Below are 17,320 nucleotides of genomic sequence, written 5' to 3' on the forward strand. Positions count from 1 at the left end.
GGTGGTGAAATAGGTGAACGATATGAAAGACATTTTACAAAAGCTTGATCATTTAGCTGAAGAAACAGATAGCAAGCTTAAATGGTTAGCCGAATTCGGAAAAGATCCTGAAGGCGGAGTTTCTCGTTTACTCTATACAAACGAGTGGGTTGAAGGTCAACATGCATTAAAAGAATGGATGGAGAACGAAGGCCTGGAAGCTCGATTTGATGATATTGGAAACCTATTCGGTACATTAACAGGTAAAAACACAAATGAAACTGTTTTGACCGGCTCCCATGTGGATACAGTGAAGAATGGCGGCCGTCTTGACGGTGCATATGGAATTGTCGCTGGAATTCTTGCATTGAAATACTTGAAAAAACATTTTGGTCAACCAGTAAGAAACATCGAAGTCGTTTCGATGGCCGAAGAAGAGGGAAGTCGTTTTCCTTATGCATTCTGGGGTTCTAAAAATATTGTCGGATTAGCCAAAAGTGCAGATGTAAAAGACATGACGGATTTTGACGGAATTTCTTTTGTGGAAGCGATGTCAAAAGCTGGCTTCCATTTTAAAGCGGATGAAACAGCAAAGCGTGAAGATGTTAAAGCATTTGTAGAGCTTCACGTTGAACAAGGTAGCGTTCTGGAAACGGAAAAGATTCCATTAGCGGTTGTCTACAGCATTGTTGGGCAAAGACGTTTCACTGTTGAAATTACAGGAGAAGCAAATCATGCAGGCACGACACCAATGGGCTACCGAAAAGATACTGTTTATGCGGCTAGCCAAATGATATTTGAACTTATTTCGATGGCGAAAGAAGAAGGAAATCCTCTTGTTGCAACAGTCGGCAAGATTGAAGCGGAACCGAACATTGTAAATGTGGTTCCTGGAAAAGCGATTTTCACGATAGATGTTCGTCATACGAATAAAGAAGTATTGGTAAACTTCACAGAACAGATGACTGAAAGAATTAATGAAATTTCAAAAGAACATGGTGTTCAAACAGTTATTGATATGTGGATGGATGCCGATCCAGTTCCAATGGATCCAAGCATTGTTCAACTCATTGAAAACCAGTTTAAAGAAAATGGTTTAAATTATAAATTGATGCATAGTGGTGCAGGACATGATTCACAAATTTTTGCTCCTGTTGTGCCGACAGCTATGCTGTTTGTTCCAAGTGTAAAAGGGATCAGCCATAATCCGGCTGAATTTACAGAGCCGACTGATTTGGCAGAAGGTGTGAAAGCACTTATTGGTGCTCTTTACGAATTGGGCTATAAAGAATAACACTGTGAATTCGATATACAGATAAAAAAACAGGTAAACAAAGGAGAATGTAAAAATGGGTTATCCAAAAGACTTACTTTCAAGCAGATCTATCATTAAACCTGGTCAATATGCTCTAATCGCACCAGAGGGGTTAGTAAATAACGTCATCCCTGGGTTTGAAAATTGTAGAGTTTCCATCTTAGGCTCACCGAAACTTGGTGCAAGCTTTGTCGACTATATTGTTACAATGCACGAAGGTGGAAAAAACAGCCAAGGTTACTGCGGTGAAGAAGATGTACAATGTTTCGTTTACGTTATTAGCGGAAAAGTGAAAGCTAAAGCGGATGACAAGGAATATATTCTCGAAGAAAGCGGCTATTTATATTGCCCACCAGGCGTAACAATGTATTTGGAGAATATGGAATCAGGTGATTCTCGTCTATTCCTTTACAAACAAAAACACAACCCATTAGAAGGACAGAAGCCTTGGGTAGTTTCAGGACATGCGAATGAAATCGAGTATATGGATTATGATGATATGCACAATGTTCACCTGAAGGATCTTTTACCATTAGATCAAGCTTTCGATATGAATTTCCACATCCTTTCATTTGATCCAGCAGCTAGCCATCCATTTGTGGAAACACATTATCAAGGGCATGGTGCATATCTGTTATCTGGTGAAGGCATGTATAACCTTGACAATGAATGGATTCCTGTTAAAAAAGGTGATTACATTTTTATGGCGCCATATGTTCATCAAGCAGCTTATGCTGTTGGAAGAGAACCATTAACTTATGTTTACTCTAAAGACTGTAATCGAGACCCGGAACTATAAACTGGAATTTATGAGGTGTCAAAATGAGAATTTCAAGAGAAGAATTAAAAAATCTAATCAAAACTAAGCTAAATAAAGCTGGACTCAAAGAAGAACATGCAGAACAAGCAGCAGAAGTACTCGTATTTGCGGACGAAAGAGGGATTCATTCCCACGGTGCAATGCGTGTAGATTATTATGCAGAGCGAATTGCTAAAGGCGGGATTAATACAAATCCTGACTTTAGATTTGAAAAAACAGGCCCTTGTTCAGGAATTTTCCATGCTGATGGCGGAAACGGTCATACAGCTGCTAAATTGGCAATGGACGAGTCGATTAAAATGGCAAAAGAAAATGGTATTGCAATAGTTGGTGTAAGAGATATGTCTCATAGCGGTGCAATTTCTTACTTTACCCAACAAGCAGCAGAAGCAGAATTGATTGGGCTAACAGTTTGCCAATCCGATCCGATGGTTGTTCCGTTTGGAGGAGCAGAACCTTACTACGGTACAAATCCAATTGCTTTTGCAGCACCAAGTTCTGAAAAGGGCAAATCTATTACACTAGATATGGCAACTACTGTTCAGGCTTGGGGGAAAATCTTGCATGCAAGATCAAAAAATGAATCGATTCCTAATACATGGGCAGTAGATAAGAACGGTGAACCAACAACAGATCCTTTTGATGTGAATGCATTATTACCGATTTCAGGACCAAAAGGTTACGGCCTTATGATGATGGTTGATGTTTTATCTGGTATTTTACTTGGACTTCCATTTGGAAACAAAGTTTCTTCCATGTACGAAGATCTAACTGAATACCGTAAACTAGGTCAACTTCATATCGTTATTAATCCGGAATTCTTCGGTGCGATTAACCAATTCAAGCAAGATATTTCTCAAACGATGGATGATTTAAATGGAATCAAACCTGCACCAGGATTCTCCAAAGTTTTATACCCTGGTCAAAATAATGACGTTGTAATTGAGGAATATAAGCAAAATGGAATTGAAATCGTAGATGATATATATGAATATTTAGTATCTGATACTATTCATTACAATAAATACGATCATAAAGACCCGTTTGCTAAGTAAAGCACAATGTTTTTCTGATACATTTACCGATAACTAAGGGGTGTTTGGGATGAGAGTAACAAAAGAGGAATTAAACGATTTAATTAGCAAAAAGCTTCAAAAAGCAGGTTTAACAGAAGAGCATGCAGCAGGTGTAGCAGATGTGTTAGTACATGCTGATGCAAGGGGTGTTCATTCCCATGGAGCAATGCGAGTTGAGTATTATGCTGAACGTATTGCTAAAGGTGGACTTAATAACAACCCGGAATATAAGTTTGAAAAAACAGGACCATGTTCAGCGATATTTGACTTTGATAATGGTGTTGGCCACGTTGGTGCAAAATTGGCTATGGATGAAGCTATTAAAATGGCCAAGGAAAATGGAATTGCTGTAGTCGGTGTCAGAAGAATTGGTCATAGCGGTGCACTTTCTTACTTTGTTCAGCAAGCAGCTGATGCCGATTTAGTCGGTATTTCCGTTTGTCAATCTGACCCAATGGTTGTTCCATTTGGTGGAGCAGAACCTTATTATGGGACGAATCCAATTGCGTTTGCTGCTCCAGGTAAAGACGGTAAACATATTACTTTTGATATGGCAACTACTGTACAGGCCTGGGGGAAAGTCCTCCATGCAAGATCAAAGAACGACCCAATTCCTGATACGTGGGCTGTTGATAGCAACGGGGAATCAACGACTGATCCATTTAAAGTAAACGCTTTGATGCCAATTGCTGGACCAAAGGGATATGGACTAATGATGATGGTTGACGTGCTTTCCGGCATTCTGTTAGGTCTACCATTTGGAAAAAATGTATCTTCTATGTACCATGATTTAACGGAAGGTCGAAATCTAGGTCAACTTCACATCGTTATTAATCCAGAATTCTTTACTGGAATTAATTCTTTTAAAGAAGCTATAGCTCAAACAATGCAAGATTTAAATGAAATTAAACCAGCTCCAGGATATAACCAAGTTTACTATCCAGGACAAAGAAGTGCTGAAAGAGAAGAAGCATATGAAAGAGACGGCATTGAAATAGTCGATCATATTTATGAGTATTTGATTTCAGACGTTGTTCATAATAATTCTTATGACCATAAAAGCCCATTTGCAAAATAATAGTAAAAACGCTGTACTTAAGGGCGGCTTGAAAGAAAGTCGCCCTTCTTAAATGGAATACAATAAATTTGTCATAAAATAGAAGAAGAGGTGCATTCAAAGATGCTATATACAATTGTTAAACAGAATTCCTATCAGGATTCAGTTAATTTAATGCTTCTTACAAATAAAATCTCCACAATGGAAGACATTAACAAAGTTCAGATTATGATGGGAACTCCAGCGAATAAAGATATTTTAAAAGCAGCTGGACTATACACAGATGAACTTGAAGGTGCTGCTTCTAATGATATGTGTATCGTTGTTGATACTGACTCAGAAGAGAAAATTCAAGAGGTTCTTGATGAAACAGATAACTATTTAAACAACCAAGCAATCTCTGCTGGTAAAGAAGCTTTCGAAACTGTTCGTTCATGGGATAAAGCGACAAATGCATTACCGGGTGCGAATCTAGCGATTATTTCTACACCAGGTCAATATGCTGCTGAAGAAGCTGAAAAAGCAATTGATAGAGATATGCACGTACTTATTTTCAGTGATAACGTAACGGTTGAAGATGAGCGTCGCATTAAAGAAAAAGCACATGAAAAAGGTCTTCTTGTAATGGGTCCTGACTGTGGTACTGCAGTAGTTTCTGGTGTGCCTCTTGCATTCGCCAACGTTATGAAAACTGGAAAAATCGGGGTAATCGGGGCTTCTGGAACAGGTATTCAAGAAGTTACAACAGAAATTGACCGTTTAGGCGCTGGAGTTAGCCATGCGATTGGTACTGGTGGCCGTGACCTAAATGATAAAATCGGTGCGATTACAATGTTAGATGGTATTAAAGCATTAGCACAACATAGCCAAACAGAAGTAATCACATTAATCTCAAAACCACCTGCTAAAGAAGTACGTGACGAGGTTGTTCAATTACTTCAAAGCATTTCTAAGCCAGTTGTTGCGATTTTCCTAGGTGAAGAGCCACATAACCATGAAGGTAATGTTTATTATGCTAACACACTTGAAGAAACAGCTGCGATTGCTGTTGATCTTGTTAAAGGCAACCCTATTAAGTCAAACTACAACACCCTACAAGGTGAAGTACCTGCTGTAAACTTGAAGCCGGAGCAAAAAACTATTAAAGGTCTATACTCAGGCGGTACATTAGGTTACGAGGCAGCTACTTTAATTAGTAGAGGTCTTAACTATGATAATACTGGTGAGCATGAGGAAGGTTACCTTCTAAATGCAAATGGATTTGAAGTGATCGACCTTGGTGATGATATTTATACACAAGGTAAACCACACCCAATGATCGACCCAGATACAAGAATTCAATACTTCCAAAAAGCAGCACAAGATGAGTCAACTGCAATAATCCTATTTGATCTTGTCCTTGGATATGGTTCTCATGAAGATATGGCCGGCGCACTTATCCCTGGCATCGAGAAAATCCAAAAAGAAACAAAAGCAAAAGGTAAAGAAATTTACTTCGTAGCAACAGTATGTGGTACTGACCAAGATCCACAAGGCATTGATGAGCAAAAAGCAAAATTAGAAAAAGCTGGAGTTATTTTACGTGATAGCAATAACCAAGCAGTTCTTACTTCATTAGCTATGCTTGATATTCAAATCGAGGAAGTACAAAAAGAAGTAGTTGCTACAAAAGAAACTGCAACAGCTGAAATTACTGTTTCCGAAGCTATTCAAAAATTATTAACTGAAAAACCAAACGTTGTTAACGTTGGATTAAAGAAATTCACAGAAGCAATTACTGCTAATGGCGGTAGAGTTGTTCAGTATGACTGGCGTCCAGTTGCTGGCGGCAACCCTAGAATGCGTCAAGTTTTAAGTGTACTTCGTTAATCGAAGGAATTTTATTCAAACTTCATGCCAGTGAATACCACGACCAATGAATTTTCAGGAGGAATCATAATGTACGGACAATATAAAACGATTGACGAAGCAAACAGAGCAGTAATCGATAAAGTTGTATCGAGTGCACCTTTCTTAGTAGATGTAGTGCCTGCAAAATCTGTAATTCAAGAATTAAACGGGAAGGTTCTGCTTCACGCAGGACCACCTATTAAATGGGAAAATATGACAAGCCCGATGCAAGGATCTTGTGTAGGAGCTACATTATTTGAAGGTTGGGCATCTAACGCTGATGATGCATTCAAAATGCTTGAAAATGGAGAAATAGAATTCATTCCATGTCACCATGTGAACGCGGTTGGCCCAATGGGTGGAATTACATCTGGAAGCATGCCAGTTCTTGTTGTAGAAAATCGTGATGGCGGAAATAAAGCATATTGCACAATGAATGAAGGTATTGGTGCAGTTCTACGTTTTGGTGCCTACTCTGAAGATGTAATTAACCGTCTTGGATGGTTCAGAGATGTACTTGGACCAGTTATTTCTAAAGCACTTAAAGTAAAAGGCGATGGATTAAACGTAAACGTTGCGATGGCAAAAGCAATTACAATGGGTGATGAGTTCCACCAACGTAATATTGCTGGTTCACTTATTTTCTTAAAAGACATTGTTCCATACATTTTACAAACAGATGCAGATGAAAAAGACAAGCAAGACGTTATCCAATTCTTAGCGGATACAGACCAATTCTTCTTGAATATTGCGATGGCAACTACTAAAGCAGTAATGGATACAGCACGTGAAATCCAACATGGTACAGTTGTAACAGCAATGTGCCGTAACGGTCATGAATTTGGAATCCGTATTGCTGGTATGGGCGACCAATGGTTTACAGCACCAGTTAATACACCTCAAGGTTTATTCTTTACTGGCTATGATCAAGACATGGCTTGTCCTGATATGGGTGACAGTGCCATTACTGAAACATTCGGGGTAGGCGGCTTTGCAATGATTGCTGCTCCTGGTGTTACACGCTTCGTAGGTGCTGGTGGTATGGACGATGCAGTTACTACAAGTAATGATATGATGGAAATTTGTATCGATCATAACCCTAACTTCTCTATTCCAACTTGGGACTTCAAAGGTTCTACCCTAGGAATTGACGCAAGAAAAGTTGTTGAAACTGGAATCGAACCAATTATCAACACTGGTATTGCACATAGAGAAGCAGGAGTAGGCCAAATTGGTGCAGGTACAGTTCGTGCTCCAATAGCTTGCTTTGAAAAAGCGATTGATGCATACGCTGTAAAACTTGGTCTAATCGATCCACAATAAATGAATAATTGCACTCTTTTTGGAGAGGACTATAGTTATCTAGTTCCTCTCCTTCTTAATAAAAATGAAAATGGAAACGTTCATAGTCGTTTTTCTAATGGCTTTAATATTAAAATGGGCGATTCTCTAGTCTTTATTGGGAATAATAAGAACGGTCTCCTGCCATTTGGAATTCATCTTCGGGAACAAGATACTTTCACTGCTGTTTCTTCTGTAAATAACGGAGATTCAGTTAGTTGGAATAGAAGAACAAGCTCCATTGAATTACCAGGTGTACAGATCAGTATCGAAGAAGGTAATAGTTTTAAAAATGAATTAATTCCTTTAAAAAGCGAAAATGTTTTTAAGGCTAGTTTTGAACGATTTTCTTTACAGTTAAATGAAATAGAAGTTCGAACTGGATTGGATGTTTCGATTAAAGATTTTATAAAAAAGTTTAATTCAGCTGGTGAACAAAAATGGCTTGGTACTGAATCATATTTGATGATGTTGATTGAAGCGGCTATGTCGAGTGATGAAACTTTAATTGAGAAAGTTCTCAGATATTTTCTTGGAAGAGGACAAGGCCTGACTCCTTCAGGGGATGATATGATTGTTGGGCTACTTGCCTTTGATGCCGTTTCTACTACGCTTTCCACTTGCTTTTATGAAAAAGTTTCCGAACTAATTGAAGGCGAGTCGATTACAACCGATGTGGCAAGAGAATATTTACGGTATGCACTTAAACAGGAATATAGCTCAACCGTTTCCAATCTGATCAATGCACTTGCTGACGGTAATGATTCTAATTTTAAGAAAGTCTTAGATGACTTGATTGGAGTTGGACACAGTTCGGGATTGGATACTACACTAGGTATTCTTATTGGTATGCTGGTTTTTAGAAACCTAAAAATAATAACAGAAACAAATTAAAAGGTTGGAGAGTGTTTATATGAGTAAAGTCGTTCTAGCGATTGGCGGAAATGCCATTATTAAAGAAGGTCAAGTAGGTACGATTGAAGAACAGCAACAAAATATCATGGAAAGCGCTGAGCCTGTTCTTGCATTAATGGAACAAGGCCATACGGTTGTTATCACTCACGGAAATGGTCCGCAAGTTGGTAATACGTTAATCAGAGGAGAAATGGCGAAATCAGTAATTCCTGAGTATCCTTTAGATGTATATGGTGCTGAAACGCAAGGTAACTTAGGATATTTAATTCAACAAAATTTTAAAAACAAAATGACTGAACGCAATATTAATAAAACAATTGCTACAGTTGTAACTCAATCAGTTGTTTCAAGTGATGATCCTGCTTTCCAAAGTCCAACAAAACCAATTGGACCATTCTATACCAAAGAAGAGATGGAGAAAATTGTAGCTGAGCGAAACTTAACGTTCGTTGAAGATGCTGGACGTGGGTATAGACGTGTTGTTGCATCTCCAAAGCCAGTTAGAATCGTCGAAAAAGAAGCAATTGAAACTCTGCTTAACAACGGTATTTCTGTTATTTCCACTGGTGGCGGTGGAATTCCTGTAATTGAAAATAACGGGAAAATCGAAGGCGTTGAAGCTGTAATCGATAAAGACTTCGCAAGTGCATTACTTGCAGCTGATATTAACGCTGATTATTTATTCATCTTAACTGGTGTTGAACAAGTAGCGATTAATTTCGGTAAACCAAACCAACAAAATCTATTAGAAGTGACAATTGATGATGCACTTCGTTATTTAGATGAAGGTCAATTCCCTAAAGGAAGCATGGGACCAAAAATTGAAGCAGCGATTCTATTCCTACAAAAAGGCGGAAAGAACGTGATCATTACGTCAATTGATAAACTTGAAGATGCAATTGCTGGTAAAACAGGTACACGTATCGTAATGTAAAGTTATATAAATAATCTGGGTCTGTCTATCACTACTTTCTATAAGGATGTAGCGGTAGGCAGTACTTTTTTATTTCTGCAAATTTTATTGCCCCACATATTTTCTTTTACTACATAATTAGCAGTATGAAAAAGTTTTATAGATAAAAAAAGAGTAACTATGTTCACGTTATTAAATATACTTCCATTATTAGTGACTAAAGTATTCTGAAGATTTATAATAAGTAGTAACTAAGTGGATGAGGCAGGAGATATCTATATGGATCTTAAGCAAAGATATCAAATACTTTTTGATAAAATCAATCAATATAACTCAGGTAATATAGGAATTACAAGAGTTGCTTATACAAATGAAGAACAGGCGTGTACACAAGCTTTTATGCGAATGTGTAAAGATGAAGGATTAGATATCCGGATAGATCCATGTGGAAATGCAATTGGGAGAAGAGAAGGTAGAATAAAGGGACTTCCACCTTTGTTACTTGGCTCTCATTTGGACACTGTTTATCAAGGTGGTAAGTATGACGGGGTAGTCGGTGTTACCGCTGCATTGGAAGTTGTAAAACGACTTAATGAGAAAGGAATTGAAACAGATCATCCAATTGAAATAATTTCATTTGCTTGTGAAGAGTCTTCTCGATTTGGTGTTTCAACTTTAGGAAGCAAAGCGATGGCGGGTACATTTGATAAAGAAAAAGTTCGATATTTAAAAGACCGTAATGGAGTTACATTGGAAGAGGCACTTTCTTTATGTGCACTTGAAATCGATAGTATTGAACACGCGAGTAGGAAAGATGAACCTATAAAGGCTTTCTTTGAATTGCATGTAGAGCAAGGTCCGGTATTAGAGAACGAAAATAAAAAGATTGGTATTGTTACTGGTATAGCGGCGCCAGTTCGATTTTCTATAAGAATAATAGGAACCCCTGCACATTCTGGTACAACTCCAATGAATATGCGAAATGATGCTCTTCTTGGTGCATCCGAAATAGTTTTGGAGCTTGAAAAGATTGCAATAAAAGAACAAAGTCACGGAACGGTTGCTACTGTCGGTGTTTTAGATATTCCATCTGGTGCGATGAACGTAGTGCCGGGCGAAGTAGAGATCAAAGTAGACATTCGGGGGACTTCATTAGAATCAAGGCAGCGGGTGGTAAACCATCTAAATCAAACGATTGATTTAATGAGAAGAATTAGACATTTGGAAATCGATAGTCAGGAAATAATATCGGAGGAACCAGTATTACTATCAACTGAAATTATTGATGCTATGGAAACCATTTGCAAGGAACAGGATATTTCATATAAAATGATGCCAAGTGGAGCAGGACATGATGCTATGAATATGGTAAAGCTATGCCCTACTGGACTTATCTTTGTTCCATCTGTAAAGGGTCTTAGTCACCATCCAGATGAGTATACCGATCATGATGATATATTGATAGGTATCGATGTATTGGAGAAAATTGTAATTCATTATTCTAAGATGGATTCCTAAATTTAGGAAAATAAGTGAATAGTGAATAATTCTGATCTCAATGTTTAGTCATTTTGGCTATTGACGTCACTAAAAGACTTTAAACAAGAAGGTCTTTTAGCAATTCTCTGAAATGTTGAAAGACCTTTTTTTAAGGCTATAAAAATTGTGAAGAAATACACTTAGAACTTACGGGGCAGTTTAATTGAACAAGAAAACATTTTAGCGAACACTAAAATGAGGTGTTAAACTAATGAAAAGATGCATTACTTTTATAGTGGCATTTCTTCTTGTTATTGTCCCTAATCCAAGTGTCTGCTCAAGGCAGGAAAATGAGGATGAGGTAGGTCTGCAAAGTGCGCCACATCCTGCGGCAAAGCAGGCATGACCCGCATCGGACCCAGGAGGCAGCTCCTTGCGTTAGACGTTATTTTGTAGAAAAGCTATATACTTATTTATTCAATAAAAAGCTCCTGACAGCAAATTAAATGCGGGTCAAGAGCTCTTTTATAGAATAACTAGTTGTCATTATGCTTTAACTAGTATTCCGCCTTCTTTTAGGTATTTTTGAATACCTTCTGCTGCACGGTAAGAAAGTGCACCAAGTGTACCAGTTGGATTGAAGCAGCTATTATGTGGGAATGCAGAAGCACCTAACACAAATACGTTTTCAGCTTCCCACATTTGTAGGTAAGTGTTTAGAGCAGATGTTTCTGGATCAGCACCCATAATAACACCGCCTGTGTTATGTGTGTTGCTATCTTTGTTTACGTTGAATGGAGCTTGTTCTTCATTTGTATCAATAATATCTGCACCAATTTCTTCTGCGATTTTACGCGTGATAGATGACATATATTTACCCATCGCACGGTCATTATCTGTATATTCATATGTCATACGTAATAATGGATATCCAAATTCGTCTTTAAATTCTGGGTCAAGATCTAGGTAATTCTCTTTATGTGGTAAAGAAGCACCTTGTGTTTTTACAGGGAAGTTTGAGTTAGCATATTTAATAGATTTTTCTTTGAACTCAGCACCCCAGTTTGGTGTTCCAGCAGGTACACGGTTTACTGCAATCGGACGGTCACCATATTGAGTTGAACGAATTCCAGCACCGTGTATGAAATCTACTTCAGCATGGTCAAAGTTATCCCCCATATATTCAGCGATCTCAATACCTAATGCACCAGCACCGCCGTATAAGTTAAACTCTCTGTCCTCGAAGAATAGTTGAGAACCTCCAGAAGTTACTTGGTAACAGTAGTTTTTACCGATTGTCCCTTTACCTGTTATTGGATCATAAGGAGTACCGATACCAGAGTTAAGAAGTAAACGGGCATTGTTGAATACATAACTTGCAACTACAACTACATCTGCAGGTTGTTCAAATTTTTCTCCAGTTAGCATATCAACATAAATAACTCCGTTTGCTTTACCCCCATCTTTAGTTAATTCTAAAACATTAGAATGTGTACGAAGTTCTAGCTTACCTGTTTGTTTTGCTACCGGAATTACTGTTACAGCAGGGTCACCTTTAGCTCCATATTCACATCCAAAGTTTTCACAATATGCACAGTATTGACATGCTGCACGAGAAATGCCATCTGGATTTGTATATGCTTCCGAAAGGTTAGCAGCAGGAATAACGAAAGGTTTATATCCTAAACTTGTTGCTGCTTTTTCGAATTCTTTCATTAATGGTGTTTTCAGTAAAGGAGGCGTAGGATATGGATTAGTACGTTTCCCCCATAGTTCTACTGTTTCACCTGAAATACCAGCCATTTTTTCGAATGTATCGTAGTATGGTTCCATTTCATCATAAGTTAGACCCCAGTCGTTAAGACCTTCCATCCAAGCAGGGATTTTTTCAATTCCGTAACGCTCGATAGTTTTTGTACGAATTTCGAAGTCATAAGGTAAGAAACGATACGTTTGTCCATTCCAGTGACTACCTGCACCACCAACTCCGTCTCCTACTATGAATGTACCGTAGTGACGCATCGGTAAAGCTTTACCTGATACTGTATTTCTATAAGTAATCGTTTCCTTAGAAAGATCCTGCATTAATTCTTGACGATGTTGGTAACGAAGTTCATCATGTCCCATTGTATAATCAGCTGTTGTCCGGTCTTTACCGCGTTCTAATCCAACAACACTTATTCCTGCTTTTGTTAGTTCAGCTGAGACGATTCCACCAGCCCAACCCATCCCTACTACTACAACAGGTACTTTAGGTAATTTTGTAACCATTTATATGTCAGTCCCTTCTATTATTAATGTCCCATATGAGAATTTAAACTTTGTGGTTTAAGTTCGATAAATTTCTCATCTTGTATTTCAGCAACGTATTGCATTCGAGATCCTGGATACTTACGCATACTCCAGCCAAGCATTTCATTATTACCACCATACATCGGGTCTGCATATACACCCTCAATAGTTAATGTTCGTAGTAAACTGAAAAATTGAGAAGAAGAAACTTTTCCGTATAATTCAACTTTACCTTCACTAAAAGCAAGTAGAACTTCATCTTGTTGAGTAGCTTCTAACTCTTTAAAGTCAGCTTCAAATTGTTCGTTACTATACCTGTTTAAGCTATCTAATCCAGCTAAGAATAGATCTTTACGAAGAATTTTCGTTTGTGCACCTTGGTTTTCTTCTGCTTTATAAAAAGCACCTAAACGGTAATCTTTTACGTTAGAACCCCATGGACTAGCCAATTGGTGATCAATATAAATAGCAGCGTTCAGTTCTTTGGCACCAGGACCATTTGCATCTTCAGGGAAAATACGTTCCACTGCTGCTTGTGTAACTTGATATTGGTTTGGTGTGAAGAACATTAGAGCGACATTTGGATTAGCAGTTGGCGTTGCTGCGTGATTCGGAGTTTCAGTAGTTGTTATTGTTGATTGATCATCTTTTATTAGAAGACTTCCTAAAGCACCACCTAAAACAACTCCACCTACTGTCAAACCAGAATTTTTGATAAACGTACGTCTAGACGAACGTTTGTCTAGAACGGAATCTTTCTTTTCTTGTTCTGACATAATAAAACCTCCCATAAATTTAAGAATTTTCTATTAAACTAGTTAAATAAAAAATGCGCAAAAATTTTTCTTCTTTTAATGCACTATAGAGTTCCAATTATAAACAATCGTATGGAGAGCTGAAAAAACAAGTAATGAAGCTATAAAAATAGTATGTTTTCTTCCTGTCCAACAAAGAACAATAATGGCTAAACCAATTCCAGAACCTAATAGAGCAAACCAAGGGAATGTACTATTATAAAAAAAGAGTAAAAGTGCAAAATCAGCTACGAAAAAAAGGGCAAGTAGCACTTGATTGAGCATCCTCAATTCTTCTAAATTGTATTGCGTCATACTTAAACTCCTTTCATATGCAATAATTAAAACTATTTTAATAATGTTTTTGTATGCAGAAACTTATATTTTGTATACAAAACGACATCCTTCATTTTACTACATTCTTTAGTTATTTGTACACATTAAAAATTAACATATAAGGATATATAATCATTAACTATTTCATATCCATCAACTTGATTGTTATAAGAAATGTCTTATAAAATTAGTGAAAAAAGAATTAGTTATTCCATGGCGTTTTCCAGAGTATGAATCAGCGCTTTAAAGGGCAATTTCTTGAACAAAACCTTTAAAGGGAATTGGATATTTATGGTAAGGTTTAGAAGAAGTTGTGAAGGTTACTTGAAAAATTTTCTTAAAGGGGGACTATTGCTTTGTAACATAAAGAAGTGAACATTGAATATGAAAGTTGCATCGAATGAAGTAGGGATGAGGAAGACTAACGCAAATATATTTCAATATGCTTTAGATATAATATTCGTTTTACCGACAGAAGCAATATATGTGGGGATCATTTGGTGAATGATGTACAAGCCTATAAGGGTGTTGGAATGGTTAGTGTATGAAAACAAGATTCGGTTAATCATTCGACATTAGCTGAATACATCATTGATCAATTCGATGAATTGATCAATGGTGTAATGTAAATAAATAGTATTAACAACAAAATAAAAATGAGTTATTTTAGCACCATCCAATTGCTAATTGGATGGTGCTTTTTTATATGTTAAGGAAATTATAAAATTTCGCATTGCGGATAACTTCGTTCTTGGAAATGCATTTGATCATTTTGGTGTCTTTACAGAATTTTTAAGGGTTATTTTGATGGTAAATAGCAATTCCATCAAGATAAGTAATTGAATATTATTTTCAGCGACGTAATAAGCAATTTCAGTTAACACATTGTATTATTACGGTGATTTATAATTTTCAACGTTATTTAAAGTTTAAAATCGTCCTTTTCTGCCAATAACCTCCAGAGTAAAATTCATGTCTTTAGATAAATGATTGGCCATTAGTTCGCCGGCAAGTTGTTCATTCTTATTTTTAATGGCTTTGTAAATTTCTTCATGCTCATCTATTAAATGTGGACGATTATATATATCAAGCCTTAGGCTAAACAAATAGAAAATGGTCTGAGCTTTTTCTAACTTTTCAATCATTATTGGATTTTGGCATTCATTTATAATTAATTCATGAAAGCGTTGGTTTGCATTGTATATGTTTTTTGACTGTCCTTCCATAAGCGAATTACGAGATTTCTTTATGGTATTCTCAAGTTCTATTATCGTTTCTTTTGTCATATTTCTCGCTGCTCTTTTTGCTGCAAAACTTTCTAGTACTATGCGTATCTCATATATGTATATCAAATCCTGTGCAGTGGGATTATAGATATGCTTATTTTTAATTAAGCCTTCTTGCTCCAGCCTTTTAATTGCTTCACGAATTGGTGTACGACTAACACCAACCTCACCCGCAAGACGTTCTTCTACGAGCTTCATTCCGCCTTTATAAGTTCCATCCAGCATACGTTCCCGAATGTATTCATAAGCCAATTTTTGTGCATTCATTTTATCTGAAATCATATCATAACCCCTCGAAATTATTTTAATTCAATACTCACTTATTATACTTCATAAATTGTTTTTTTGAAGAATACTACATCCTCAGTTAAAAGATTATTTTATTAAGACTACTGAGGAGTTATATAATCTGATTCTACATGAAATACCGATGACTCTCTTTAACTCACTGAATTTTTGAGAGGTATTTTTTGCTCTGTTATGGAAGGATAAGAACCATCTTTCGGTAAAATATTGTAATGGAAAGAGTAAAATGACTGAGTTTGAATCAAACTGTATTAAAAGGGTTCTATTTTCTGCTTGAAATGGAAAGAGACATTACAAGTTGATCATTTTTTCTATTTATCTTACAAAAGCAAGGAGTTATATAACATGATATTTACTAATTGCAATAAATTAGAGGAAATCAGACAGGCGCTCAATTCAAAGTTTTTTGAACGAGAAAATGAGGTTGAAGGAATTCTAGTTGCATTACTCTCTAGGCAGCATATGCTCATGATCGGTCCAGCAGGAACTGCTAAATCGGCTTTGTCGAGTGAATTATCCAATATCATTGAGGGAACCACATATTTTCAATGGTTGCTGACAAAGTTCAGTACACCGGAAGAAGTATTTGGTCCATTGTCGTTAAAAGATTTGGAACATGGCGTATATCAACGGATTACTAAAACTAAAATGCCGGAAGCGAATATAGTTTTCTTGGATGAAATATTTAAAGCGAACTCTGCTATTTTGAATAGCTTGCTTACGCTTATTAACGAAAGACTATTCTATAATAACGGATCCCCAGTTCAAGTTCCCTTGATGTCTGTAATAGGTGCTTCTAATGAATACCCTGAGGAAGATGAAGGGCTTGACGCACTATTCGATCGTTTCCTTTTACGATATGAGATTAATCCTATTGTAGATGAAACGAATTTTGTCTCGATGTTGAAAGCTACTGGACAAACTATACAAATGCCCTTCTTGACAATGGAAGAATTGATGCAACTACAGTTTTTGACCGATAAAGTAGTTATTCCTGATGACGTATTTAAAGCCCTATCGAAGATTCGTCTGGGGTTAAGGGATGAAGGAATTCGCCCATCAGATAGGAGGTTCAAGCAGTCATTGAGCGTTCTGCAAGCGAAAGCTTTGATTAACCAAAGGCAAGTGGTCCAGGTGGAGGATATTGCGATTCTTGAAAATGTTCTTTGGGAAAAAGTGGACCAAAAAGATGCAGTATCTTATATAATTCGAAACCATGCCTATGACGTTATTACGCAAACTCTTTATACCTTACAAAATGAAGCAAATGAAGTGTTCTACTCCATACTTCAGGATCAATCACAAGAGGCTGGAATGGAAGCGACTCAAAAAATGAAGGCACTAGTGGAAGATTTAATTAAGCTTAAAAGTCACAATCAAAGTCGGAAGGCTGATATTGATGTCTTACTAGATAAAATAACCTCTATGCAGCATGAAATGTTAGACAGGATTTTAGAACCCTCTTATTTGGATAACCTAAATGAAAAAAGATGGTCTACGAGTATCTTTTTTAAAATGTGA

General features: G+C 37.0%; 14 protein-coding genes. 10 read left to right on the top strand and 4 right to left on the bottom strand.

Annotation, left to right across the window (positions count from 1 at the left end; all coding sequences use genetic code 11):
- Positions 1-22 precede the first annotated feature (22 nt).
- The 9 genes from allC (at position 23) to BMZ04_RS17165 (ending at position 10,824) form a co-directional block, all read left to right on the top strand.
- Positions 23-1,273 (top strand): allantoate deiminase, encoded by a 1,251-nt coding sequence (allC, locus tag BMZ04_RS17125; RefSeq protein ID WP_093274638.1) that lies wholly within the window; start codon positions 23-25, stop codon positions 1,271-1,273.
- A 55-nt stretch (positions 1,274-1,328) separates the two neighbouring features.
- Entirely contained in the window at positions 1,329-2,093 is a 765-nt protein-coding gene (allE, locus tag BMZ04_RS17130) for a (S)-ureidoglycine aminohydrolase (protein ID WP_093274329.1), read from the top strand.
- A 23-nt stretch (positions 2,094-2,116) separates the two neighbouring features.
- Positions 2,117-3,169, top strand: coding sequence for an ureidoglycolate dehydrogenase (gene allD, locus BMZ04_RS17135; protein ID WP_093274332.1), 1,053 nt, complete (start codon positions 2,117-2,119; stop codon positions 3,167-3,169).
- 49 nt (positions 3,170-3,218) lie between these two features.
- Positions 3,219-4,268: an ureidoglycolate dehydrogenase gene (gene allD, locus BMZ04_RS17140; protein ID WP_093274335.1), complete on the top strand. Its 1,050-nt coding sequence runs from the start codon at positions 3,219-3,221 to the stop codon at positions 4,266-4,268.
- 102 nt (positions 4,269-4,370) lie between these two features.
- Positions 4,371-6,116, top strand: a complete 1,746-nt coding sequence (fdrA, locus tag BMZ04_RS17145) for an acyl-CoA synthetase FdrA (protein ID WP_093274339.1) — start codon at positions 4,371-4,373, stop codon at positions 6,114-6,116.
- 69 nt (positions 6,117-6,185) lie between these two features.
- On the top strand, positions 6,186-7,460 hold the full coding sequence (locus tag BMZ04_RS17150; protein WP_093274342.1) for a YlbE family protein: 1,275 nt from the start codon (positions 6,186-6,188) through the stop codon (positions 7,458-7,460).
- Positions 7,461-8,372, top strand: coding sequence for an oxamate carbamoyltransferase subunit AllH family protein (locus tag BMZ04_RS17155; RefSeq protein WP_093274347.1), 912 nt, complete (start codon positions 7,461-7,463; stop codon positions 8,370-8,372). It abuts the gene before it with no gap.
- A gap of 19 nt (positions 8,373-8,391) precedes the next feature.
- Positions 8,392-9,327 carry a carbamate kinase gene (arcC, locus tag BMZ04_RS17160; protein WP_093274350.1) on the top strand — a complete coding sequence of 312 codons (936 nt, stop codon included), beginning with the start codon at positions 8,392-8,394 and terminating at the stop codon, positions 9,325-9,327.
- 258 nt (positions 9,328-9,585) lie between these two features.
- Positions 9,586-10,824 (top strand): Zn-dependent hydrolase, encoded by a 1,239-nt coding sequence (locus tag BMZ04_RS17165; RefSeq protein ID WP_093274353.1) that lies wholly within the window; start codon positions 9,586-9,588, stop codon positions 10,822-10,824.
- Between the two features lie 507 nt (positions 10,825-11,331).
- On the opposite strand, the gene BMZ04_RS17170 is transcribed toward BMZ04_RS17165, so the two are convergent.
- The 4 genes from BMZ04_RS17170 to BMZ04_RS17185 all read right to left on the bottom strand — a co-directional run bounded on the left by BMZ04_RS17170 (position 11,332) and on the right by BMZ04_RS17185 (position 15,775).
- A complete protein-coding gene (locus BMZ04_RS17170) occupies positions 11,332-13,056 on the bottom strand; it encodes a GMC family oxidoreductase (RefSeq protein WP_093274354.1) in 1,725 nt (574 codons plus the stop codon).
- A gap of 23 nt (positions 13,057-13,079) precedes the next feature.
- Positions 13,080-13,853, bottom strand: coding sequence for a gluconate 2-dehydrogenase subunit 3 family protein (locus BMZ04_RS17175; RefSeq protein ID WP_093274356.1), 774 nt, complete (start codon positions 13,851-13,853; stop codon positions 13,080-13,082).
- A gap of 75 nt (positions 13,854-13,928) precedes the next feature.
- The gene (locus BMZ04_RS17180) at positions 13,929-14,186 is read right to left on the bottom strand and encodes a hypothetical protein (RefSeq protein WP_093274358.1); all 258 of its coding nucleotides are present in this window, start codon (positions 14,184-14,186) and stop codon (positions 13,929-13,931) included.
- Between the two features lie 950 nt (positions 14,187-15,136).
- Positions 15,137-15,775: a GntR family transcriptional regulator gene (locus tag BMZ04_RS17185; RefSeq protein ID WP_093274361.1), complete on the bottom strand. Its 639-nt coding sequence runs from the start codon at positions 15,773-15,775 to the stop codon at positions 15,137-15,139.
- A gap of 369 nt (positions 15,776-16,144) precedes the next feature.
- Here BMZ04_RS17185 and BMZ04_RS17190 point away from each other — a divergent pair, with 369 nt between their 5' ends.
- Positions 16,145-17,320, top strand: coding sequence for an AAA family ATPase (locus tag BMZ04_RS17190; RefSeq protein WP_093274364.1), 1,176 nt, complete (start codon positions 16,145-16,147; stop codon positions 17,318-17,320).

The sequence above is a fragment of the Psychrobacillus sp. OK032 genome (assembly GCF_900111345.1).
GTDB lineage: Bacteria > Bacillota > Bacilli > Bacillales_A > Planococcaceae > Psychrobacillus.

Coding starts and splice junctions, on each gene's coding strand:
- allC (WP_093274638.1), top strand. CDS start 23: ATGAAAGACATTTTACAAAAGCTTGATCATTTAGCTGAAGAAACAGAT.
- allE (WP_093274329.1), top strand. CDS start 1,329: ATGGGTTATCCAAAAGACTTACTTTCAAGCAGATCTATCATTAAACCT.
- allD (WP_093274332.1), top strand. CDS start 2,117: ATGAGAATTTCAAGAGAAGAATTAAAAAATCTAATCAAAACTAAGCTA.
- allD (WP_093274335.1), top strand. CDS start 3,219: ATGAGAGTAACAAAAGAGGAATTAAACGATTTAATTAGCAAAAAGCTT.
- fdrA (WP_093274339.1), top strand. CDS start 4,371: ATGCTATATACAATTGTTAAACAGAATTCCTATCAGGATTCAGTTAAT.
- BMZ04_RS17150 (WP_093274342.1), top strand. CDS start 6,186: ATGTACGGACAATATAAAACGATTGACGAAGCAAACAGAGCAGTAATC.
- BMZ04_RS17155 (WP_093274347.1), top strand. CDS start 7,461: ATGAATAATTGCACTCTTTTTGGAGAGGACTATAGTTATCTAGTTCCT.
- arcC (WP_093274350.1), top strand. CDS start 8,392: ATGAGTAAAGTCGTTCTAGCGATTGGCGGAAATGCCATTATTAAAGAA.
- BMZ04_RS17165 (WP_093274353.1), top strand. CDS start 9,586: ATGGATCTTAAGCAAAGATATCAAATACTTTTTGATAAAATCAATCAA.
- BMZ04_RS17170 (WP_093274354.1), bottom strand. CDS start 13,056: ATGGTTACAAAATTACCTAAAGTACCTGTTGTAGTAGTAGGGATGGGT.
- BMZ04_RS17175 (WP_093274356.1), bottom strand. CDS start 13,853: ATGTCAGAACAAGAAAAGAAAGATTCCGTTCTAGACAAACGTTCGTCT.
- BMZ04_RS17180 (WP_093274358.1), bottom strand. CDS start 14,186: ATGACGCAATACAATTTAGAAGAATTGAGGATGCTCAATCAAGTGCTA.
- BMZ04_RS17185 (WP_093274361.1), bottom strand. CDS start 15,775: ATGATTTCAGATAAAATGAATGCACAAAAATTGGCTTATGAATACATT.
- BMZ04_RS17190 (WP_093274364.1), top strand. CDS start 16,145: ATGATATTTACTAATTGCAATAAATTAGAGGAAATCAGACAGGCGCTC.